The sequence below is a fragment of the Acinetobacter cumulans genome (genome assembly GCF_003024525.3).
In the GTDB taxonomy this organism is placed as follows: domain Bacteria; phylum Pseudomonadota; class Gammaproteobacteria; order Pseudomonadales; family Moraxellaceae; genus Acinetobacter; species Acinetobacter cumulans.
The window spans coordinates 3,129,335-3,151,870 of the sequence record NZ_CP035934.2; the positions used below are offsets into that span (position 1 = coordinate 3,129,335).

The window sequence follows — 22,536 nt, forward strand, 5'->3', positions numbered from 1 at the left end:
TTACTCCGCAGTTTGATGCTGAAAAATCGGCTGATACAGTGCATAGGCAAATAATTCACAGCAATGCTCCAGCAACTGTTTACTGTCCTGATCACGTAATATAAAGGCCCAATCCAGATGTGCCTGATTGGCTTCATCGAAACGAATATCAAAAGCACTATAATCGCCTGCAGCCGTCCATTTTTGTTTTAACTGTTCGATTTGCTCAAGCACTAAAATGCCTGCCTCTTTTTCAATCCAGCGCACACCGCGCTCATTGCCTTTACCATTATTTTCTAAGGTAAATGCACCACTTTTTTCACTTGCTAGCAATAAATTGGCCGGCAAAACCAAAGGCCGTTGTTGTCCATAGTGCCAAGCCTTGAGCCACGCTTGAATGTGCACGCGCGCTTGCGCAGGTGATACCCCCTGACAACACACCGTAAGGTCGCCACATACTTCTATACGTTGATAGCTTTGTGTATCTTGCTCGGGCAAGCTATGCAACCAAAGCAAATATTCCAACCAAATTTGTGCACGGCGACGCCCTCGGGCACTCGATGCCGTCAAGCTCACCCACGTTTGTACAGGCTCGGCAGGTACAGTAATTTGCATTTGTAGATTGGTTTCTAAGCTCAACATGCGCTGAGTCACTGGCGTTAAAGTTGCATCATCGCTCTGGGTCACGGCTTTCACTCGCTCCAGCAAAGCTTCATGCTGTTGTAGGCTACTATTCCAAGTCGCCTCTTTTAATTTGCCCACAGGCAATTGATCTAACAGTAAGTCTTCGCTCGCAATTTGCGTCGACTGCAATAAGCTATTGCGTACAGCATATTTTTCTAAACCATCTAAAAGTAAAGGCTCATCCGTAGCCAAACTGTCCTCAGGTTTAGGGTTTACAATGCCTAAGGTTTTTAAATACAGCTCGGCAGGAAAAGTGACTTGCTTGATCCACTGGCTACTATCTAACTGTAAATCAGCGACTTCAGTCGGCTTAAGGGCTTTGCTGGCCCATGCAGTACGCGCACCCTGAGCCTGTTGTAGTTGCTGTGCCACATGAAACCAGTGGTCTTGATAGCGAATCTTCCGATCTTGGCGAGTGTGAATAAAATTCTGCAGTTCAAACGGTTGTAGACTGTGAATGCGATACAGATTTTTTAAATTATCTGGCACTTCAATGCCACTATCCAAAGTAGTCAGCAGAGGCAAAGTGCTCTCTGCACGCCCTCCCTGAACGATCACAGCCAAATGACGAATAAATTCTTGCACCACACTCGATGGCTCGCGTATTTCACCATCATTGACATCAAAGCCATTATAAAACAGCCATAAATTATCTTTGGCCAACAACAATGCATCTAAAAATGCGCCTTGTTCATCATCTAAACGTGAACGGTCACCCAAGTGCGATTTCAGCACATCCATTAAGTCAAAAGGCAAACGCACCTGACGGCTTGGGAACTTCCCGCTGTCTAAGTTCAGCATCACAATCAGCTTATAAGGCAAGGGACGAATTTGCCCCATTTGACTAAAAGTAATTTGACCAGTCGGCACAGCCTGATCCATTTGGCTATCAATAGTATTTTGAATTTCTTGTAATAAGTAAGGCAAAGGCAATTGCATGTCTTTGAGTAGCAGTTGCTCTTGCGGGCCCAGCTCACCATCTTCGGTATAGTACGACAGTGTAATTAAGGTAATGTATTTACGCAGTGTATCGCGCACTGCTTTTAAGGCTGTGACGCCATGTTTTTGGTACTGATCTAAATCGCGTAGCAATAAATGTAACCACTCTTCAACATTACGTTGAATGCCCATCTCATGCTCTACCAGCCAATGGCGACGTTCGGCAAAATCTTGATACATCGTGATCAAGATATTGACCAACTCAAAATCTTCTGGACGCACATAGGCATAACTTAAAGTATCTTGTAGCATGACATGCTCAGGCACCGCTACGCCAAGTACCAAACGGTCTAAGGCAAATTTAAAACTGTAACGATAGTCCTGATCATTGGCAGCCAAACTCCGCTTTAAATGTTCTTCGTCTAGGCCGCGCTTAAATTTGGCATCACTGAGCAATTCAATCATACGTGCTGCTTGATCGGTACTCAGCGCATAACGGGTTTGCACCGCACCTAAATTCAGCCAATCTGCAAAATCTTCTAGGCTAAAGCGACCTTGGCCTAACTGAATTGGTCCAAGTACAGCACGCCATGCATTTTGTGTATCCAACTGTGGTACACCTGCAATTTTAACAGGCAAATACACACTGTCTTTACGCGTCTGCTGTGCAGTATTTTCAAAGCTCTGCTCTCGTGGTGGCGGTGCAAATACACTGCGAATAAGCGGTTCAAGCTCTTTGAGCTGCGGACTTAACACCAAAATATCATTGGGCTGACGAGGCTGTTCTGGCGTGCTCTGTGATAGCCAATGCACCAATTGATCTTTGAGCACTTCCAACTGACGCAAAGATGAATGGCAAACATGCAGTTGAATCGAATCATCTTGTTCTAACAATTCAAATGATTCAGGTTCTGGCTCAGCCAAATTTAAAATATCAGACTGTAATTTCCCCAGTAAATGCGCTTCATAATCCATTGGAAAAAGGTCATGCCACTCTTCATCTTGCTCACCTGCAGCCAAATTGACCAGCAATGAAAAGTGATCTCGGGCTTGCTTGCCAAAACGAGTCAACAGTGGATGTCTGGAATCTTTTTGTTGTCCATATTCCAGCGTGTATTTTTCAAAAAATGCGTCAATTTGTGCAGTGGTTGCTTCAGGATTTTTTTCTTGAAAGCGTTGTTTGAGTTTTACGTCATATTGCTTTTTCCAGTTGGCATCTACGGTGTCTGCCCAGTACTCTTGCGATGGATTGAAGTGCAAAATCAACACATCCATATACTGCCCTAAACGACGTAAAAAACTCAGCTGGCTCGGAGGCAAATCCAGTACTGTAAATAGCACCACCTGTTTAGGCAACGCTTGTAAGGCTTTGACACGCTGTGCAGGATCATCCATCACTTGCCAAAAGTTTTGATCAATACTTTGCATTAACTCAAAGTCAGCATGAAATTCGCTATGCCACAACCAGCGTTGCCATTGCTCAAGTTGTTCGGCTTGTGCCAAAGCAAAGCTTGAAATTTGTTGCTGTTGTACTTGCTCTTCTTTGCTGTCCAAACCAGGAAACAAAGGCCTTGGCATAAAAAATTGCTTATCCAAATCCAGTGGCTGATTGTTGCCCCAATCTTTCAGCCAATTATGTGCACAGTCACAAGACTCGCCCTGCGCATGTTGTTTTAAACAATGTCCACGGTATTCCATATAGTTACTAAATAAGCGTGAGACTTGCTCCGAAACCCAATACAACATGCCTTGCTTTTTGAGCTGTTGCTCCGTGCTATCACTCAGTCTGGACGCGCTGTCATACATACGTTGCACAATGCTATGTAAAGGGTGATCTACAGACAAAGGATTGTTTGCCTGCTGAATAAAGGGTTTTAAAATTTGATAGGTACGCCATTTAATAATTAAGCGTGGAATATTGGCTTTCCGTACTTTTTCTTTATCATCCAATACTGCCTGATAAGCAAACCATTGAAAGGCACGGATCCGCTGATGAAACATGGTATTGGCGCTAATACCTTGTTGTTCTGATAATTTTGTCGTGAGCCACGTTTGCACTGCCATAGAAGGCACAATAAAATGTTGGGTCTTGAGTGCGGCCAAGGGCGAAGTTTCAGCTTGATGGCCTGCTTGAATCATGGCTTCTAATAAGATTTCAACACGCTGACTTTGTATGACGCGAATAGCCATGTTCTCTCCACTCAATAAAATACGGACGCTGCAAAACGATAAAGATTATTTACTATACTTTTATGGCTGTCTATGCGAATTTGAAAACAATATTCAGTATAAAAATCAATTTGAAACGCTTATCTTAAAGTACATTAGCGATCAATACCTTTGATGAGCGCAGAAGGATCTTCACCATGAAAATAGACAATGTTCCAGACTCCATTGATCCAAGCTTAGATTTGGAGGCCATCCGCCAAGAATGCCTAGAGCTGGTAAAAAAACGTGCTTACCTCTCTGCTGGGGTTGCCGTCATTCCCGTGCCTTTTTTAGATGTCGTGATTGATGTCGGTATTTTGTCGCTCCTCATTCCAGAGGTAAATGCACGCTTTGCGCTCGCGCCAGAGCAAATTAGCGTGTTTGACCCAAAAACCAAACAAGTCCATTGGAACGAACTACGCAAACGTGGTGTAGAGTTCTCTGGTTTAGTCGTTGCCCGCACAGCAATGAAAAAATCACTCAATAATGTTGCGGCCAAATACATTACCAAACAAGTAACTAAATTCATTCCGCTCGGTGGCCAAGCCATTGCAGCCACTTTGGGTTATATCGTGATGAAAAAAGTGGCAGATGCCCATGTAGAAGATTGCTACAACTTAGCCAAAAGCATTCAACAAAAACAAATTGCACAGCAAGGTAGTACAACCATCTAATTCGTCCGCTCTTCAAATACATGCTATCGCATAAATGAGCAGGTCGAAATTGATTGAGCACTTGCGCTACACACATAGCGCAGTGCTGACAAAAAAATAAGGGCTAAGCTCTCGGTTAGCCCTTATTATTAGATGTTATTTCATTCCAATTTAAGTACTGTTTTTAGTCTATTTCATCGCGGTACAGCACAAGACTTACTCAACCTTCAATTGCTTTAAGATCGCACGTAGCACGTCTAAGCGTGCAGTATTTTTATCATCCGTTGCAATCACATGCCATGGCGCATACTCCGTATTCGTGCGCTCAAACATGTCAGCAGCCGCATTTAAATAATCATCCCAATGTTCCCGATTACGCCAATCTTCTGGTGTAATTTTAAAGCGTTTATGGGGTGTTTCTTCACGCGCTTTAAAGCGTGCCGCTTGCTCATCTTTACTGATCGCCAGCCAACACTTCACCACAACGGTATTGCTGTTCACCAGATCTCGCTCAAAACGATTAATTTCATCATAAGCACGTTGCCACTCGATCGGGCTCGCAAAGCCTTCAATCCGCTCTACCAATACACGCCCATACCAAGTGCGGTCAAAAATGGTGATCTTTTCACTCGGCTGAATTTTGCTCCAAAAGCGCCATTGATAAGGTCGGCGCAATTCATATTTTTCAGGCGCGCCAATGGTATAAATTTCGTATTCTCGTGGATCTAATTTTTTTACAATTCGTTTAATTGCACCACCCTTGCCGGCAGCATCCATACCTTCAAAGGCAATCACCACATTTCGGCTATCAAAACGCAGTGCTTTCGACACCTTTTTGCTGAGCTGTTTCAGTTCTTGTTTATATACATCTTTCTCCATAACATCTGTTGCAGGCTTTAATAAAGCTTCTGGAATCGTCGCTTGTTTCCAGCGACCTTTGCCCTGCTTTAAGTGTTCTGGGCAATGTTGTATCGCTCGTAAAATATATTGTGCAAATTGCTGATCACGTTCTTTTTCATCTTCACAATCAATCAAAAACCAATCTTGGGTAAACCTCTGGCGTAGCTTTTGCAGATTGTCATATTGTTTTTTATTTCGCCAATCTAGTCCGTGTAATTTATGCCAATGCACTTCACTCGGGTCCATCGTATCTAAACGCTTTTGCAAAGATTTCCAAGACAGATCAAACCAGACTTTAATCACATCGACATTATTATTTTTTAAGTCTTGTTCAAAATTGCGCATGTTTTCGACATATTCATCAAACATGGTGTCATCCATCGGCTGTGATACATGCATGGCCGTGGTCAGCAAATCACTATACCAATTGCCAAACATCACCATCATTTGTCCTTCAGCTGGAATTGAGCGTGCATAAGACTGCCAAAAGGTTTCTTTATGATTAAACGTTCTCGGTGGATCAGCTTTCACCTGTAAAAATCTTGGATCTAACCATTCTCTGAGCTGTTTAACCGCCTCACCTTTCCCTGCCAACTCAATGCCACTCACGAGAATCAACTGACTTTTAGCATTGGTTTTAGCACGGCTGTCTTTCAGGGCATATTGAGCTTCAATCAGTGCCAACGATAATTGTTCTTCATCCATCAACTGAAATTGGTTTTGTTTTGTCGTCATTTTCTATTCGATACTTTATGATGATTTTTTCCAGTATAGCCCTAGTTTTTAATTTTATAGAAGTACCGAAAAGCGCTTTTAGCCAGCAGTTTTGAAGCATTTTGCAACCAACTGGCTGCACGCTCTACATTTTTCCTGCAATTTGTCATAGCAGCTCATCTCAAGTGCAGCTACTATGTGGTGAACTTGAAAATAATTGAGACACACAATGTCCAAGCTGGCTGTTTTAGACGATCTTTTAGAACTTTATATCCAACTGAACTATCATAAAAACCCTGAGATCCAACAACGCTTGGCCGACGTACAGCTTTGGCAAAAAACACGTATGCAGCGCACCCATGCACAACAATTTGCGGAAAAACAAAATGTACTCATGGCCGAATATTTTTTAAATCGTTTATATGGTGGCCCAGACTTTGATGCCCTTGCAGAGCAAATTGCACGCTTGACCAAATATGCACACAAAGCAGAAAAACTCATTCCAGATAACGCAATTAAAACTGGTACATCAGGCGTCGCTTTAGCTATTTTAGCCGTACAGCTGGACGAACAAGTCGCCATGCAACTACTACAAGACTACCATCCAAACGAACCCTTGACCGATGAAATGATGCGTCAAGCTTATCTCAAGCTCAATCAAAGTGATGACCGCCTAAAACAATTAGCCTTACTCGATGAGCTTGGCAAAAGCCTAGACAAATATATGCGTTCCTTCGTGGTCTACACGGCATTTAAAATGTGTAAAGGTGCGGCCACTAAATATCGTTTTGAAGTCATGTATGACTTTATGCAAGATGGTTTTTCGGCAATGAAGCCCTTAAAATCTGCAGAAAAATTTGTGAAAGAATTTACCGCAACTGAACGCCAAATCGTTGCGAAAGTGCATGCTGGTGACCCCAACCCCTTTCAATAATTTTGGGGCAATGTCAAAGTAAGCATCGCATGAAATCAAGATAATTCTGTATATTATTCATAACAATTGCTTGATGATTGCTGTACAACGCACGAGAATCTGTCATCATGCATGCAATGATGAATTAACCCTATTTTGAAGTTAGGAGTGACTTAATGTCTAATGAAAATCAAAAGCCTGCTCAACCTGAAACTGCAGCACAAAATACAGACAAAGTCAGCCCATTCTTAACCGAATCTCTGCCTCAAGGTGCGCCACAAGGCCAACAACAGTCTCTAGAACAACGCCTTACCGATACACCAGTAACAGGCACCATTCCAAAATACAATCTACCTCGTGGCGCCAATACAGGTAATGTTGGCGCAACAACGCACTTCGGTTATCAAACTGTCAACAGTGAAGATAAGGCACAAAAAGTGGCTGAAGTTTTCCATTCTGTTGCTGCCAAGTACGACATTATGAATGACCTGATGTCTTTTGGTATTCACCGTCTTTGGAAACGTTTTGCAATTAACATGTCTGGCGTACGCCGTGGTCAACACGTGCTTGATATTGCGGGTGGTACAGGTGACTTAGCCAAAGTTTTCAGTCGTGAAGTCGGCCCTACAGGTCATGTCGTTCTTTCAGACATTAACGAATCAATGTTAAACGTTGGCCGTGATCGTTTAATTGATGCAGGTTGCACGAACGTTGATTTTGTCTTGGCCAATGCGGAAACTTTAGAGCCTTTTGCAGATAATAGCTTTGATTTACTCACCATTTCATTTGGTCTACGCAACGTGACTGATAAAGATGCCGCTTTAGCCGCAATGTACCGTGTGTTAAAGCCAGGTGGCCGTTTATTAGTGCTCGAGTTTTCTAAACCTGTGTTTGAACCTTTCTCTAAGCTCTACGATCTTTACTCATTCACGGCACTTCCGATTATGGGTAAAATCATTGCGAATGACTCAGAAAGCTATAAATATTTAGCAGAATCAATTCGTATGCATCCAGACCAACGTACTCTCAAAGGTATGATGGAAAATGCAGGCTTCCAAAACTGTGATTACCATAACCTCACAGGCGGTATTGTTGCAGTACATCGTGGCTTTAAACTTTAATTCGGTTTTTTAAGGTTCCATTATGTGGTCAATTCTCGCACTCGGCGTAGTGGAAAGATTGATTCATCATGTTATTGATCTGGATGCCATTACGCGCATCCAGTTCAACGCCTTGCAAGGAAAAATGCTCCGCGTCGTGATGGACTCACCTAAACTTTCTGTCGATGTTTTTTTTGATGACGGAAAAGTTCGTCTCGAAGCCACCGCAACAGGACACAACAACGCGCCATCCATCTTTGAGCAGCGCCCTTTTGATCCACAGAATACTGTGATCGAAGCAACAGCAACCTTGCATGTTGAAAATGCAGTTGCTGCGCTTAAACTGTTGCTTGCTGAAGATGTAGGCACGATTCCTGTACAAGGTGATTATCGTCTTTTACAAGAAATTCAGCGCATCATTCGCCAAGCAGAGCCAGATTTAGCAGCCCACCTTTCGCCATTGATTGGTCCTGCCTTAGCACATGAAATTGCTAAAATTCAATTGGCACCAAAACACTTAAAACAATCCTTACAAAGCCAACTGTTTTTTGCTGAAGACTTCCTCAAAGAAGACCTACATGCACTTGCACCACGTTGGCAAATGGACGATTTAAACCAAGATACACGCATTTTAAATCAAAATTTGGATCGTGCCGAAGCTAAGATTCAGCAACTCCAAAATCAAATTGATGCATTACACACCCCCACTCAACCCTAGGTAAAACTTATATGATTCCGCATTTGAGACGTTTAATCGACCTTTGGCGCATTGCCGCGCACTATAGACTCGACACGTTATTCCCTGCGGAAGAGTTGCCTGAAAAAGCACGCCATGTGTTAGGGTTGATTCGTATGCATCCTGCGGCGTGGTCGAGTCGCGAACGCAAAAATCCGCTGAAGCTCAAAATGGCTTTAGAGGAAATGGGTCCTTTGGCCATTAAGCTTGGCCAGCTGCTCTCTACCCGTCGTGATCTCATTCCACCCGAAGTATTGCAACAACTGGTTTTACTGCAAGACCGTGTCAAACCCTTTGACAACAATGTTGCGAAAATGCGTATTCAGCAATCACTTAAAGCTGATGTAAATACCTTATTTGCACGTTTTGATGAACAACCTTTGGCTGCAGCATCCATTGCCCAAGTGCATACAGCTGCACTACATGATGGTCGTGAAGTCGTGGTCAAAGTCACACGCCCAGATATTCGCAATCAAATTTTACAAGACTTTGAAATTTTAGAATGGCTCGGTCATTTTTTAGAAAAACGCTTAGAAGCTGCCCGTGCACTGCACTTGTCTGAAATTATTCAAGACTATCGACAAATTATTTTAAAAGAATTAGACCTCACTTTAGAGGCTGACAACACCCGTCGTATGCGCCATTACTTTACAGGCTCAAGCATGATGTATGTGCCTGAAGTCTATATGGACAGCAAAGACGTCATGGTGGAAGAGCGCATTACAGGTGTACCAATTTCAGATATTGCAACCTTTGAACGTCTGGGCATGGACCGTAAAGATTTGGCAGAAAAAGGTCTGACCATTTTCTTTACCCAAGTCTTTCGGGATAATTTTTTCCATGCAGACATGCATCCAGGCAATGTCTTTGTTGAAACGATTAATCCTGCAAATCCACGTTTTATTGCGCTGGACTGCGCCATTATGGGTGAGTTATCTAAACATGACCAAATGACCGTAGCACGCATGCTACTGGCCGTCATGAATAGTGACTTTATGCAACTGATTCAAGTGGTACATCAAGCAGGCTGGATTCCACCAGGCACAGACCAAGATGCTTTAGCACGAGAAATGCGTCGTACTGTTGGCCCAATGGTCTCTAAACCAATGCATGAACTGGATTTTGCGGGCATCTTGATTGAAGTGATGGATGTGGCTCGTCGCTTCCATTTGGAAATTCCACCTCAATTAATGCTGTTGCTTAAAACCTTAGTCCATGTGGAAGGTTTAGGCACAGATTTATATCCAGAACTGGATATTTGGAGCCTTGCAAAACCAATTCTAACGGATTGGATTAAAACCCAAATGAATCCACAAAAAAACTTGAAAGAGTTAGGACAAAAAATTCCCGACTTACTTCTAGGGGCACAAGATTTACCTACCTTACTCATTGATAGCTTAAATGGTCTCAAAAACCAATCCGCTTGGAATGCCAAACAATTACATGAGATTCAAACCATACGTTTACAGCTCGAACAGCAACAAAAGCGTAGTTGGATCTTCGGTAGCTTCATTGCCATCTTCTTAGCGATTGCCGTTATTTCTCCGTGGTATATCTCTGTTCTTCTTATTGCACTGGCAAGCTTATTATCTCTTTGGCGAATTTTTAAATAATTTAAAACCAGTATGTTCAGCAAATCATGTGCTGAACATACTGGTTTTTTGTGACATACATCGCAGAATTCAATTAAAGCCTTATAAATATATGTATTTGTAATTTAAATATTTTTTATATCTATTTTCACGGTATTTTTATCTTAATTTTAAAATACGAAATCCAATCAAAATAATACCTGTTAATATTTAAAACAAAATATTTAGATATTTATCCATAAAAAAACATATTAATCATAACTCAATATTATTTTATCTTTCTCATGATTATTACTTTTTGTATATTTTTTGTTTTTTTATTTGATATAAGTTACATCACGTAACCCTTCACTTCGAGATTCAAAATAATGAAGCATAAAACATTAAAACTGTCTGTCTTATCAATTGCTTTAACTTCACTATTAACTGCATGTGGCGGTGGGGGTGGAAGTGATGAAGGCAGCACAACACCTCCTTTCGCATCTAAAACAGTTTCTGGTCAAGCTGTCGATTTCTATTTAAAAAATGCAACAGTCACTTTAACTGACTGTCTGGATAGCAATGGCCTCCCTCTTGTTGAAAAAACAGGAGATAAAGGTGAATTTACATTTAAAACCACTGAAAAATGCCAAAGTTCAGCCATGACTGTGACTGGCGGTACTGATATTGCCACTGGATTAAGCTTCACTGGTACACTAAAAATTCAAAAAACTGATCTGCAAAACTTCAATAGCGCAGCAGTTGTTGTAAGCCCATTAACCACCTTACAAGTGTATGCTGGCTCAGCAGGCATTGAATCATTGTTAACTAATTTAGGCCTTTCTGCTGAAACACTTGCTAAGCTTAAAGCATCTAATTTTAACCTTGCAGGCTTTGATCCTGTTAAAGATGCAAGTGCTAAAGATATGGCAACGATTTTCGTTATTCAGCAACTTGCTAACCAAATTGAAGATAGCTTACAAAGCATTAGTAAATCAGATGGTTCTGTGGCTCTAGATGCAAGCAAAGCAACTGAACTTGCATTTGGTGCATTGGTAAAACAATTATCAGCTGGAAAACTATTTACTGACGGAACAACCAAATTAGATACCACAGCACTGCAGAACCTATTAGCTACTGTTAAAGCAGATGCAACAACAGCCATCAATGACAATACTATTGTGATTGATAACAGCGTTTTAGATCAAATAAGCCATAGTGTAAGCACTGTTGCAGATGCATTAAATACGGTTGTTACTACAGGTGGCAATTTAACCGCTGAAGCCTTACAACAAAAACTACAAAATAATGAAGGTGGCATTCAAGATCAACTGCAAGCAGAGTTACTTACTCCAGTTTATAGTGACTTCAAACTTGCAAACTACGATTTAACTCAGATTAAAGGTTCAGCAACAGCACCATTAGCAATTGGCCTAAGTCAATTAACAAGCAACTTAAATGTTTCATTTAAAATGAAAAATGCAACAACATCATTAAAAGACACGATTAAGCTTGCTTTTGCATTACATGGAATTCGTGGTACTGCTCAAAAAGATTTAAATGTCACCGTAAATAGTATTCAAGCAACTTTTGATAATACGGGCAACCTAGAAAAAGCCATCATTCCAGCTGGTGCGAAAATCACAATTTCGTCGACCATTAATAGCTTGAAAAATGCAACTTTCACGATTGATCAAGATATTAAAGTAAGCTCAAGCAATGGTGCTATTTCACTACAAGCTCTAATTGACAGCAATGCTACATTGAAAGGCTACTACAATCAGTATTATTCAGAATTGGCTACAGGTGATGCAATTAACGCAACAGCATACGTCCTACCAATCTCTTATGTAATAGATGCTGATTTAAATCTGCCAACAAGCCAAGCCAACTTTAATGGCGAAAACTTTAGCGCACCTTCGATAACTGCATATTTCAAACTAAATTAATTCAAAAACTAAAAAGCCAGTTTTCGAACTGGCTTTTTTCATTGCTTACGTTTTAGAGTGACCCAGAATTATGCATTTTAAACTTCTTATTTCCTGCACTTGCTTGGTGATTAGCACACAACTAATCGCAGCACCCAATGACCCTTTCTTAACTGCAAAAGACTTTAATGCAAAACATAATGCAGCATTGCAAATGACCTTTGCTATTGATGCTGTTAATGACACCATCGATTTTCTAGACATGCGACAAAGCGAAGGTATTACGGACAAATCTGCGGGTGATTACCAAGGTTTTCATCTTGGGGCAAGCTACCAGATTAACCCACAATGGTCAGTTGAAGGTACCTATTGGCATCGAGAAATTGACTACAGCCAAGACACCAATAAAATTGACAGTGGTTTAATTGCAGCGCGCTATACCCCAGCATTAAATTTAAATAAGAATGATGCACTCACCTTCCGTGCAAGTCTTTGGGGAAATACTGCAAACACCTTAACCAAATCCACCCCAACAAAAGTTAATCAACGTACATTCCAAAATGTAAAAGTTGAAGACCCACAAGATCTTCAACTGCAACTTGATGGTATTTTCTCACGTAAGCTCGACCCAATGAATCAGCTGAATGCTTTTGTTAGTGTGGGCTACAGTAAAGTGGAAGTGAGTCAGCTCCAAATTCAAGCCATGCAACAAGGTTGCTTGATGAATGTAAACATCAATAGTAGTAATCAATATGCAGGCAACTTAGCCCAGCCGTGTAAAAGTGGTTCAATTACTCTGAATGATCTAGCGATAAGTGGTAATGCCAATGAGTTCGGCCTTGAGATTGATAAAGACTTAAATTACGACAGCTATTTCACTAATTTAGGCGCATCGTGGAACTGGCGCTATCAACAATTTGAAAGCCAAGTTGCGTATCACTATCAACGCTTATGGCGTAAGAATATCGACGATCGCGTCAATCAGTTTGGTAATAGCGCAATCAAAGACAACCACACGCTTGGCATGAAATTTAGCTACGATTTTTCACCAACAATCACCGGCTTTGTTCAAGGTGAAATCTACCAAAACAACTTTGTCGGTTATATCCCTTTCGTTTACAACGGGGTAACCGCTTCTCGCTTAGAAAAACGCTATGGCCTTGCCTCTATAGGCCTACAAGCTCGCATGTTCTAAACACTTAAACAGTTTATTTACCATAAAAAATCGCAACTTAATCCCTTGCGATTTTTTATTTTAAGTTAAAGACACCCTTGATCAACACAAGCAATTTACTGGCTGTTTTGTTATGCTCGAACTGCCATTTTTCATATTCATAGCCTATTTATGATCCAAATATTAAAAAAGTCTGCGCCCGCACTTTCGCTTCGGGCTGGGCGTATTGCACGTCAGTTAATTGAAAAAGACGGATTAAATGCGGCCCAAATCGATATGATTCCTGGGGCTGCAGGGGGACCGAAAGGCATTGGCTTAATGGGTCTCGACCAAGCCATTTTTGGTGATTTTCTACCACGTGCCAAACAGCGTCGCTTTTTAATTGGTTCATCAGTAGGGGCATGGCGCTTTGCTGGAATTTTGGCTCAGGGTGAAATTGCTGGGCCTGAACAATTGGCCGAACTTTATATTCATTTGCCTTTTCATAAAAAAATGCGCATTGCAGAAATTGAAAAAATTTCTAGAGATATGCTTCATGGCATCATTGGTCAGCAAACTGAAAAACTGGTTCAGCATCCCGACTATCATCTCACCATTATTGCAGCCAAAGCCTCTCATTTATTTCAAAGTGATCAGCGTCTTGCACTGTATGGTAGCTTGGCCGGTATTGTGGGTGCGAATGCTATTTCACGCGATCATTTAAGCAAATTTATGCAACGTGTGATTTGTCAGCCTTCTCAGTTTCCTCAATTTAAAATGCCAGATGACGCCTTTAAAACCCATTATCTCAACTTCAATGCACATAATGTGGCGGATTGGCTCATGGCTTCTGGTTCTATTCCCGGAGTCACACCTGCGGTTAAAAATATTCAAGATGCGCCCTTAGGTGCCTATCGAGATGGTGGCCTGATTGACTATCATCTTGACTTGGCATTTGAAAGCCAAGGTATTGTGCTCTACCCTCATTTCAGTGACAGTATTATTCCTGGCTGGTTTGATAAAATGTTTAAATCACGCCAAGCCAATCCCGTCAATCAGGCACGCACGCTGTTGATTTCGCCTTCACAAAGCTATCTAGATTCATTGCCCTTGGGTCGCCTGCCCGATCGTAAAGACTTTGTTTTAAAAGGTTTAGACCCCGAGCAGCGGATTAAAATGTGGAAACAATCTGTAGCTGAAAGTCAGCGTTTAGGCGATGAGTTTTTAGCCCTAATTGAGAGCCAAAATTTTGCCGATGTCTTACAAGACCTGTAGTTTTGGGCATTCTACAAATTATTTGTATAATCCCCCTGATCTATTGATATGTTGAAAATTATGCAGAAGTTTTTATGGGTCCTGCAATATCTGTGTTTAGCCTTTGGCATTTATCTTGTGTACGGCGTTGCGATGTCGCTATATACACAAGACTTTGATTTAATGGAACTCGTTTCAGATATTGGGACCATTTTAATTTGTATTGATTTGGCCGTGTTCTTATATACCAGCAAATCCAAGAAAGGGATCAGCATGGAAGAATATGCGAAGCAGCTGGAACAACCACCGACTAAGCTGGTGAGCATCACCCGAAAACTCGGACATTTAGGCATCATGCTGATTGTATGTGGTTGGATTGTGCCCATCATCAATGGCTAATTTTTACGATAAAAAAACCTCCCAACTGGGAGGTTTTTTTATTGCGGTGAAAAGATTACTTAGAACCTTTCACACCTGCTTGTAATAACAATGCGCCTAAACCACCAATTTTTTGCTCTTGTGGTTTTTGAGTGTGTGGTTTCTTCGCTTGTGGGCGATCGCCTTGTGGACGTGCATTCTGCGGACGTTTGCCTTGAGGCTTGCGTTCACCACGTGGCTGATCATTATCACGGCGTGGTTGGCGCGGTGCTTTCGCAGGCGCTTCTGAACCTTCTGGACGCATCGATAAATTCACACGGTTACGTTCAACATCTACATTAAGTACACGTACTTGTACAATTTGACCTGGTTTCACCACTTTATGTGGATCTGACACGAAACTATTGGCTAATTCAGAAATATGTACCAAACCATCCTGATGTACGCCCACATCAACAAATGCACCAAAGTTCGTTACATTGGTCACCACACCTTCAAGCTGTAAGCCTTCAGTTAGTTGAGCAACTTCAGTAATGTCGTCACGGAATTGCGCTGTACGGAACTCAGGACGCGGGTCACGGCCTGGTTTTTCCAATTCAGCCAACACATCTTTAATCGTTGGTAAACCGAATGTGTCATCTGCAAATTCTTCAGCATTCACTTGGCGAATAATTTCAGTATTGCCAATGATATCTTTTACTGTCGTTGCTTTCGCACCTACAATTTTAGCAACCAATGCATAAGATTCTGGATGAACTGCCGACGCATCTAATGGTTCTGTACCATCTTGAATACGTAAGAAACCTGCTGCTTGTTCAAAAGTACGCTCGCCTAAACGTGGTACTTTCTTCAAGTTTTGACGGTTATCAAAACGGCCGTTTTCTTTACGGAAATCTACAATTTGCTGTGCAATCGATTTATTCAAACCAGCGATATAACCCAAAATTGCAACAGAGGCCGTGTTTACATCCACACCAACAGAGTTCACACAGTCTTCAACCACAGCTTCAAGTGTTTTTGCCAAACCAGTTTGGTTTACATCATGTTGATATTGACCTACACCAATAGATTTTGGATCAATTTTCACTAGCTCAGCAAGCGGGTCTTGTAAACGACGTGCGATTGAAACCGCACCACGAATAGATACGTCTAATTCTGGTAATTCAGCAGATGCCAATTCAGATGCTGAATACACCGATGCGCCTGCTTCTGAAACTGATACACGTGTCAATTTCAGATCGCTGTTGGCTGCCATCATCTCTGCCACAACTGCTTCTGTTTCACGGCTTGCAGTACCGTTACCAATCGCAATCAGATCAACATTAAACTCACGGCATAAACGTGCAAGTTCAGCAATTGAGCCCGCTTTATCGTCTTTAGGTGCAAATGGGTAAATTGTGCTATGTGCAAGTACATCGCCAGATGCATTCACTACTGCCAATTTAACGCCTGTACGGATGCCAGGGTCCACACCCAGTGTTGTACGCGCGCCTGCAGGAGCAGACAACAGTAAATGGCGTAGGTTTTCAGCGAATACGTTCATTGCTTCAGCTTCAGCAGCTAAACGTTTTTCAGTCAACAATGAATGTTCAATCGCAGGACGGACCTTACCTAACCAAAACAATTTTGCTGTTTGCTTTAAATAATCCTGACGGCTTTGTGGCTGGATCGTCTCTAAATCATATTCAGTTTCGATGCGTGCTAATGGTGCTGTATCTTCACCATCTACCTTTAAGCCCAAGACATTTTCTTGACGGCCACGAAGCATTGCCAGTAAGCGGTGTGATGGAACTTTGTTCAGATTCTCTGAAAAATCAAAATAGTCGCGGAACTTTTTGCCCACTTCTTTTTTCTCATCACTCGCCACAAGGCTTTTCAATACTGCAGTTTTTGCAAATATATCTTTTAGCGTAGTGGTTAAAGCAATATTTTGTGCCCACTCATCAATTAAAATATGCTGAATTGCATCTAATTGACTTTCAGTATCTGGGTAGTCTGCATGACTAAATCCATTAAGCGCCTCTACTGGATCAATTGCATCTGTAAAAATTTTCTCTGCAATTGGACCTAAACCAGCTTCTTTGGCTTTAAAAGATTTACTCGTACGTTTAGGGCGGTACGGCGCATAAATTTCTTCTAATGCATTTTTGGTTTCGGCTGCAATAACGCGTGCCAATAAGTCTTCTGATAATTTGTCTTGTTCTTTCAGTGATTCAATGACTTTTTCACGGCGCTCATATAAATCACGCAAGTACGCGAGACGCGTATCGAGCTGGCGTAACTGCGTATCGTCTAAGCCCTGCGTTACTTCTTTACGGTAACGTGCAATAAATGGAACACTGGCACCTTCGTCGATAAGCTTGATGGCAGCTTCAACTTGATTTGGACGTACGGCAAGTTCTTTTGCCAACTGCTGAACTAAGTCAGTCATCGTGTATGATTCCACAAGGATAAGTACTAAAAGCCATGATTATAAAGACCAAGTGCATAAAATCCACAATTGTTTTTAATAATTTACACAGCGATTTTGCAACCGATTCACTGCAAATTCATAAAATGTGCTTAAAGTCCTCTATAAACATTGTTTTAACAAAGATCGGCTCAACATACTTTTCGCCAATCCCTGTATATATTTAGTATCTATGTCTTGATTTTAACTGCAATATTTGTTGCTTTAGAACATAGTAAATAGATATGAATGAATCGTATACTCAAGGCATACCTACTTTTGTTTACGATGACAATAAAGAATAAAGGAGCACATCATGAGTTTAGTTGTACCTGCTGAAAAAACAGATGCCGTACAAACCGAAACTGACCGCGTTGAACGCATCCTCGTTGTCGATGATGATGTGCGTTTACGTACGCTTTTACAGCGCTTTTTGGAAGATAAAGGCTTTGTTGTAAAAACTGCACACGACGCAACTCAAATGGATCGACTCCTTCAGCGCGAACTGTTCTCCCTCATTGTGCTGGACTTCATGCTACCTGTAGAAGATGGTTTAAGTATTTGCCGTCGTTTACGTCAATCTAGCATCGATACGCCCATTATTATGCTGACTGCACGTGGTAGTGACTCAGATCGTATTGCTGGATTAGAAGCTGGTGCAGATGACTATTTGCCAAAACCATTTAATCCAAATGAGCTTTTAGCCCGTATTCGTGCTGTATTACGTCGCCAAGTACGCGAAGTACCTGGTGCACCAAGCCAGCAAATGGAAGTAGTTTCATTTGGCCCATGGTCACTCGATCTTTCAACACGCACCCTCACCCGTGAAGGACAAGTTGTAACGCTCACCACTGGCGAATTTGCTGTATTAAAAGCTTTGGTACAGCATCCACGTGAACCGCTGACCCGTGACAAATTAATGAATTTAGCACGTGGTCGTGAATGGGGCGCAATGGAACGCTCGATTGATGTTCAGGTATCGCGCCTGCGCCGTTTAGTGGAAGAAAACCCAGCCCGTGCACGCTATATCCAAACGGTTTGGGGCGTAGGTTATGTTTTCGTTCCAGATGGCGCGGAATAAAAAATTGGCATAAGAGTCAAATCACTGGCTCTCATGTCCGGAAATGCCATTCGCTGCTGTTTGAGCCGCTTGAAATTGAATTTATAAAACTAAAGTGCGCGAGTTCAGCGAATGGCAAAAATTTTGGTTACTTTTTTGAAAAGTAACATAACGAACTCCTTCCAAAGAACGTTCCAGCAGTAAGATTCCATCACAAAGAACAAAAACTGCATTTCAAAAAATTTGCTTAAAGGATTTCTGCGTGAAACTCGAACCCATCGACCCACAGGAGTTTACCGACTACGTTACCTACTCCGAAAAAAAACGGACACCTTGGGAACGCTTCCTAGATAAAATCAAACCCCGGTCTGCAGCTATGCGCACCACGGTTTTAGTCTTATTTATCGTATTTTTCAGTTTATTTATGTCGCTGTGGTTCTTTTGGCGCACCTTATATTTACCAGAAATTCAACAACATGCACGCTATTTGGCTGTTGAGCTAGAAATTATCAACAATCCAGAATTACGTATTTTTCACAACAATGCCGAAGTTGATGTGGATAATTGGCTAAAAAATCGAGTCGGGATCGAATACATTACCGATAAAAAAGAATTTCCAAACGTTAAAGATAAAGTCATCGCTGAATTCTTTACCAATCAAATTGAACAAAAATTGGCAAAGGAAATGCGCATTGACAATGCCACGGTTTATTTTCAATTTAAACCAGACCCACGTATATGGATTCAAACCCCAGAAATGAATGGAAATTGGGTGCGTGAGCCACTCAAAACCTACGCCAACTATAGCCCTGAGCTTATTTTAGGCTGGCTACTCGGTATTCCGCTTATTGCTGCAGTTATTATTCTAACCTTGGTGCGTCAGCTCAACCGTCCACTTGCACGCTTACAACACGCAGCCAATAGTTATAGTAAAACAGGGAGTGCGCCCTATTTAGAAACCAATCATGGACCACAAGAAATCCGTGAAGTGAACCAAGCATTCAACCACATGATCTATACCTTAGACCAAACAGAACGTGACCGTCGCATTATGCTGGCAGGGATTTCACACGACCTGCGTACACCGCTCACGCGCATTCGACTCAGTGCAGAAATGATGCCAGATGATGATTTTTTAAAAGAGGGCTTGATTTATGATGTCGAAGATATGGATGCCATTTTAAATCAGTTCATTTCTTATATGCGTGATGGTTCTGATGAAGAACCTCAAGACACCGATATTAATATGTTGCTACAAGAGCTCGTCATCCAGTTTAAGCCACTCGATATTCGTTTCGATGCACAAGACCTTCCCGTTATTCAAGCCCGTAGCCTTTCACTCAAACGCCTCATTGGTAATTTAATCAACAACTCCAAGCGTTATGGTGCAGAACCAATTGAACTTGCAACCAGATATGAAGGTGACCATATCCTGATCAGTGTGGCTGATCATGGCGAAGGGATTCCAGATGATCAAATTGAAGACCTCATGCAACCCTTTGTCCGCGGTAATGATGCCCGCACAATACAAGGTAGTGGATTAGGTTTGGCCATTGTAAAACGAATTGTCGATATTCACTCTGGACAACTTTCAATTCATAATCGGCCCGAAGGCGGACTAGAAGCGATCATTTCCTTACCGCTCAAAAAGCTAGAAAATGATGAAGTTTTAAACATCAGTCCATTGGAAAAAATTAAACAAAGTTTTACTGAACGCTTTTAACAAGCGTTCAAAAATACAACAAACAGTTTTGTATACTACTTAAACAACTATTTTTTTAGTTTTAAAAATCATAAAGATAAAAACCATAAATAATTCTTATACCCGCATTTTTTCAAAAAATTAGACCTTAGCCTAACAGGTATGCAAAATGGCTTTTTTGATCGGTACAATCCGTATCAGTTTTGAGATTTTAATGAGAGTAAAAGATGTCTTTAGATCGCATCCGTTTAGCGTCACTTCACGATAAAGTCATCAGCGCGGCAAAAGCTGCTGAATTTATTAAAGATGGCATGACTGTAGGTATGAGTGGCTTTACCCGTGCTGGTGAAGCAAAAGCAGTGCCTTTGGCCTTGGTTGAACAAGCGCATGCGAACCCGTTAAAAATTACTTTAATCACGGGTGCATCTCTAGGCAATGACTTAGATAAAAAATTAACAGAAGCAGGCGTACTTGCTCGTCGTTTACCGTTCCAAGTAGACAACACTTTACGTAAAGCAATCAACAAAGGCGAAGTGATGTTCATCGATCAGCACTTGTCTGAAACTGTTGAACAAATGCGTAACCTTCAATTAAAAAAGCCTGATGTTGCTATTATTGAAGCTGTTGCAATCACTGAAGACGGTGGCATCATTCCAACAACGTCTGTAGGTAACTCTGCAAGCTTTGCGATTTTTGCTGAAAAAGTAATTGTCGAAATCAACACCAACTTAAGCCCTGCTTTTGAAGGTTTACACGACATCTACATCCCTACTTACCGCCCAACACGTCAAGCAATTCCATTGACTCATGTTGAAGAGCGTATTGGTACACATGCAATTAATATTGATCCTTCAAAAATCGTAGGTATCGTATTTAACAACGAATTACATGATTCTCCATCAACAGTGACTGCACCAGATGATGAGACTCAAGGTATTGCCAATCACCTCATCGCATTCTTTGAAAAAGAAGTTGCTGCTGAACGCCTACCGAAAAACTTAGGCCCGCTTCAAGCTGGTATTGGTTCAATTGCCAATGCAGTATTGACTGGTCTTAAAGATTCAAACTTCGAAGACCTCATCATGTACTCTGAAGTTCTTCAAGACTGTACATTTGAACTTATCGATGCTGGCAAAATGAAATTTGCTTCAGGTTCATCAATTACACTTTCTGCAAAATACGGCGAAAAAGTATTTAACAATCTTGAAGCGTACAAAGACAAATTAGTACTTCGTCCACAAGAAATTTCCAACCATCCTGAACTTGTACGTCGTTTAGGCATCATCGGCATTAACACTGCGCTTGAGTTCGACATTTACGGCAACGTAAACTCAACTCACGTATGTGGTAGCAAAATGATGAACGGTATTGGTGGTTCAGGTGACTTTGCGCGTAATGCTCACATTGCTATTTTCGTAACAAAATCAATTGCGAAAGGTGGCGACATTTCATCAGTAGTACCAATGGCATCTCACGTAGACCATACAGGTCATGACGTAGATGTATTGGTAACCGAGCAAGGCCTAGCAGACTTACGTGGTTTAGCACCTCGTGAACGTGCTCGTGCAATTATTGATAACTGTGTACACCCAATGTACCGCGATGCATTGAATGATTACTTTGCACGTGCATGTGCAAAAGGCGGTCAAACACCTCATCTTCTTCGTGAAGCGCTTTCTTGGCACTCTAACTTTGAAGAGCAAGGCCGTATGTTGGTAGATGCAACAGAAGCTAAATCAGCTTAAGCATCTCTAGCATGTAAAAAAGCACCCTATTCAGGGTGCTTTTTTTATGGCATTGGCACTCAAAAAAACAGAAGTATCAATAGAATTTAATTTCACTGGCAAGCTGATTACCTAAGCTCCCCTTTTTCATTGACCTGAAACAACTTACCAAAGGTCGTGGCCTCTGTAGCCGTTTGAGCAGATGCTGGAGCAAAGAATTGCTGAATCTGATGGCGAATAACATCTAAGTTCAGACCATAAGGATCTTCAGCCGACATATTGCTCACCCCCTGCCCAATCACCATACTTAAAGCATCATTATCCAATGACATCATTGTAGGTAATGAATATGCCGCCATGGATTCAAAAGATAAACCGACAACCAAACCAATAAAAATAGATCGTTTAATCATAGCGATTCCCTCATATCGTCAAATTAGCGCCCAAAGCTTGATAATTAAGGGCGCTAAGTTTTATCTATTCAGTGCTTA

At 41.5% G+C, this 22,536-nt stretch carries 16 protein-coding genes; 12 read left to right on the plus strand and 4 right to left on the minus strand.

The genetic code is table 11. From position 1 onward, the window contains the following. Positions 1 to 3,792 (minus strand): exodeoxyribonuclease V subunit gamma, encoded by a 3,792-nt coding sequence (locus C9E88_RS14710; RefSeq protein ID WP_106985538.1) that lies wholly within the window; start codon positions 3,790 to 3,792, stop codon positions 1 to 3. Between the two features lie 176 nt (positions 3,793 to 3,968). Between C9E88_RS14710 and C9E88_RS14715 the strand changes: the two genes are divergently transcribed. Continuing rightward, complete coding sequence (locus C9E88_RS14715) at positions 3,969 to 4,484, plus strand: hypothetical protein (RefSeq protein WP_106985539.1); 516 nt, start codon at positions 3,969 to 3,971, stop codon at positions 4,482 to 4,484. Positions 4,485 to 4,679: 195 nt separating this feature from the next. Here C9E88_RS14715 and pap read toward each other — a convergent pair whose 3' ends face one another. Continuing rightward, a complete protein-coding gene (gene pap, locus C9E88_RS14720) occupies positions 4,680 to 6,098 on the minus strand; it encodes a polyphosphate:AMP phosphotransferase (protein WP_106985540.1) in 1,419 nt (472 codons plus the stop codon). A gap of 208 nt (positions 6,099 to 6,306) precedes the next feature. Between pap and C9E88_RS14725 the strand changes: the two genes are divergently transcribed. The 8 genes from C9E88_RS14725 to C9E88_RS14760 all read left to right on the plus strand — a co-directional run bounded on the left by C9E88_RS14725 (position 6,307) and on the right by C9E88_RS14760 (position 15,131). After that, positions 6,307 to 7,011, plus strand: a complete 705-nt coding sequence (locus C9E88_RS14725; RefSeq protein ID WP_106985541.1) for a DUF8198 family protein — start codon at positions 6,307 to 6,309, stop codon at positions 7,009 to 7,011. Between the two features lie 155 nt (positions 7,012 to 7,166). Continuing rightward, positions 7,167 to 8,111: a bifunctional demethylmenaquinone methyltransferase/2-methoxy-6-polyprenyl-1,4-benzoquinol methylase UbiE gene (gene ubiE / locus C9E88_RS14730; protein WP_106985542.1), complete on the plus strand. Its 945-nt coding sequence runs from the start codon at positions 7,167 to 7,169 to the stop codon at positions 8,109 to 8,111. Positions 8,112 to 8,133: 22 nt separating this feature from the next. Further along, positions 8,134 to 8,808: a ubiquinone biosynthesis accessory factor UbiJ gene (locus tag C9E88_RS14735; RefSeq protein WP_106985543.1), complete on the plus strand. Its 675-nt coding sequence runs from the start codon at positions 8,134 to 8,136 to the stop codon at positions 8,806 to 8,808. Positions 8,809 to 8,819: 11 nt separating this feature from the next. Continuing rightward, the gene (locus tag C9E88_RS14740; protein ID WP_106985544.1) at positions 8,820 to 10,439 is read left to right on the plus strand and encodes an ABC1 kinase family protein; all 1,620 of its coding nucleotides are present in this window, start codon (positions 8,820 to 8,822) and stop codon (positions 10,437 to 10,439) included. Positions 10,440 to 10,786: 347 nt separating this feature from the next. Continuing rightward, positions 10,787 to 12,346 carry a hypothetical protein gene (locus C9E88_RS14745; protein ID WP_227865818.1) on the plus strand — a complete coding sequence of 520 codons (1,560 nt, stop codon included), beginning with the start codon at positions 10,787 to 10,789 and terminating at the stop codon, positions 12,344 to 12,346. 70 nt (positions 12,347 to 12,416) lie between these two features. Further along, complete coding sequence (locus C9E88_RS14750; protein WP_106985546.1) at positions 12,417 to 13,520, plus strand: hypothetical protein; 1,104 nt, start codon at positions 12,417 to 12,419, stop codon at positions 13,518 to 13,520. A gap of 150 nt (positions 13,521 to 13,670) precedes the next feature. Continuing rightward, entirely contained in the window at positions 13,671 to 14,753 is a 1,083-nt protein-coding gene (locus C9E88_RS14755; protein WP_106985547.1) for a patatin-like phospholipase domain-containing protein, read from the plus strand. 60 nt (positions 14,754 to 14,813) lie between these two features. After that, a complete protein-coding gene (locus tag C9E88_RS14760) occupies positions 14,814 to 15,131 on the plus strand; it encodes a hypothetical protein (RefSeq protein ID WP_106985576.1) in 318 nt (105 codons plus the stop codon). 55 nt (positions 15,132 to 15,186) lie between these two features. On the opposite strand, the gene C9E88_RS14765 is transcribed toward C9E88_RS14760, so the two are convergent. After that, on the minus strand, positions 15,187 to 17,541 hold the full coding sequence (locus C9E88_RS14765; protein WP_106985548.1) for a Tex family protein: 2,355 nt from the start codon (positions 17,539 to 17,541) through the stop codon (positions 15,187 to 15,189). Between the two features lie 334 nt (positions 17,542 to 17,875). Here C9E88_RS14765 and ompR point away from each other — a divergent pair, with 334 nt between their 5' ends. The 3 genes from ompR (at position 17,876) to C9E88_RS14780 (ending at position 22,066) form a co-directional block, all read left to right on the plus strand. Beyond that, positions 17,876 to 18,640 (plus strand): osmolarity response regulator transcription factor OmpR, encoded by a 765-nt coding sequence (gene ompR, locus C9E88_RS14770; RefSeq protein ID WP_106985549.1) that lies wholly within the window; start codon positions 17,876 to 17,878, stop codon positions 18,638 to 18,640. Between the two features lie 241 nt (positions 18,641 to 18,881). Continuing rightward, a complete protein-coding gene (locus tag C9E88_RS14775; protein ID WP_106985550.1) occupies positions 18,882 to 20,342 on the plus strand; it encodes an ATP-binding protein in 1,461 nt (486 codons plus the stop codon). 206 nt (positions 20,343 to 20,548) lie between these two features. Beyond that, on the plus strand, positions 20,549 to 22,066 hold the full coding sequence (locus tag C9E88_RS14780) for an acetyl-CoA hydrolase/transferase family protein (RefSeq protein ID WP_106985551.1): 1,518 nt from the start codon (positions 20,549 to 20,551) through the stop codon (positions 22,064 to 22,066). A gap of 107 nt (positions 22,067 to 22,173) precedes the next feature. Here C9E88_RS14780 and C9E88_RS14785 read toward each other — a convergent pair whose 3' ends face one another. Then, entirely contained in the window at positions 22,174 to 22,458 is a 285-nt protein-coding gene (locus tag C9E88_RS14785; RefSeq protein WP_106985552.1) for a hypothetical protein, read from the minus strand. Positions 22,459 to 22,536: the final 78 nt, after the last annotated feature.

Excerpts from the sequence above, each read along its gene's own strand:
- C9E88_RS14710 (WP_106985538.1), bottom strand. The coding sequence starts at position 3,792 with ATGGCTATTCGCGTCATACAAAGTCAGCGTGTTGAAATCTTATTAGAA.
- C9E88_RS14715 (WP_106985539.1), top strand. The coding sequence starts at position 3,969 with ATGAAAATAGACAATGTTCCAGACTCCATTGATCCAAGCTTAGATTTG.
- pap (WP_106985540.1), bottom strand. The coding sequence starts at position 6,098 with ATGACGACAAAACAAAACCAATTTCAGTTGATGGATGAAGAACAATTA.
- C9E88_RS14725 (WP_106985541.1), top strand. The coding sequence starts at position 6,307 with ATGTCCAAGCTGGCTGTTTTAGACGATCTTTTAGAACTTTATATCCAA.
- ubiE (WP_106985542.1), top strand. The coding sequence starts at position 7,167 with ATGTCTAATGAAAATCAAAAGCCTGCTCAACCTGAAACTGCAGCACAA.
- C9E88_RS14735 (WP_106985543.1), top strand. The coding sequence starts at position 8,134 with ATGTGGTCAATTCTCGCACTCGGCGTAGTGGAAAGATTGATTCATCAT.
- C9E88_RS14740 (WP_106985544.1), top strand. The coding sequence starts at position 8,820 with ATGATTCCGCATTTGAGACGTTTAATCGACCTTTGGCGCATTGCCGCG.
- C9E88_RS14745 (WP_227865818.1), top strand. The coding sequence starts at position 10,787 with ATGAAGCATAAAACATTAAAACTGTCTGTCTTATCAATTGCTTTAACT.
- C9E88_RS14750 (WP_106985546.1), top strand. The coding sequence starts at position 12,417 with ATGCATTTTAAACTTCTTATTTCCTGCACTTGCTTGGTGATTAGCACA.
- C9E88_RS14755 (WP_106985547.1), top strand. The coding sequence starts at position 13,671 with ATGATCCAAATATTAAAAAAGTCTGCGCCCGCACTTTCGCTTCGGGCT.
- C9E88_RS14760 (WP_106985576.1), top strand. The coding sequence starts at position 14,814 with ATGCAGAAGTTTTTATGGGTCCTGCAATATCTGTGTTTAGCCTTTGGC.
- C9E88_RS14765 (WP_106985548.1), bottom strand. The coding sequence starts at position 17,541 with ATGACTGACTTAGTTCAGCAGTTGGCAAAAGAACTTGCCGTACGTCCA.
- ompR (WP_106985549.1), top strand. The coding sequence starts at position 17,876 with ATGAGTTTAGTTGTACCTGCTGAAAAAACAGATGCCGTACAAACCGAA.
- C9E88_RS14780 (WP_106985551.1), top strand. The coding sequence starts at position 20,549 with ATGTCTTTAGATCGCATCCGTTTAGCGTCACTTCACGATAAAGTCATC.
- C9E88_RS14785 (WP_106985552.1), bottom strand. The coding sequence starts at position 22,458 with ATGATTAAACGATCTATTTTTATTGGTTTGGTTGTCGGTTTATCTTTT.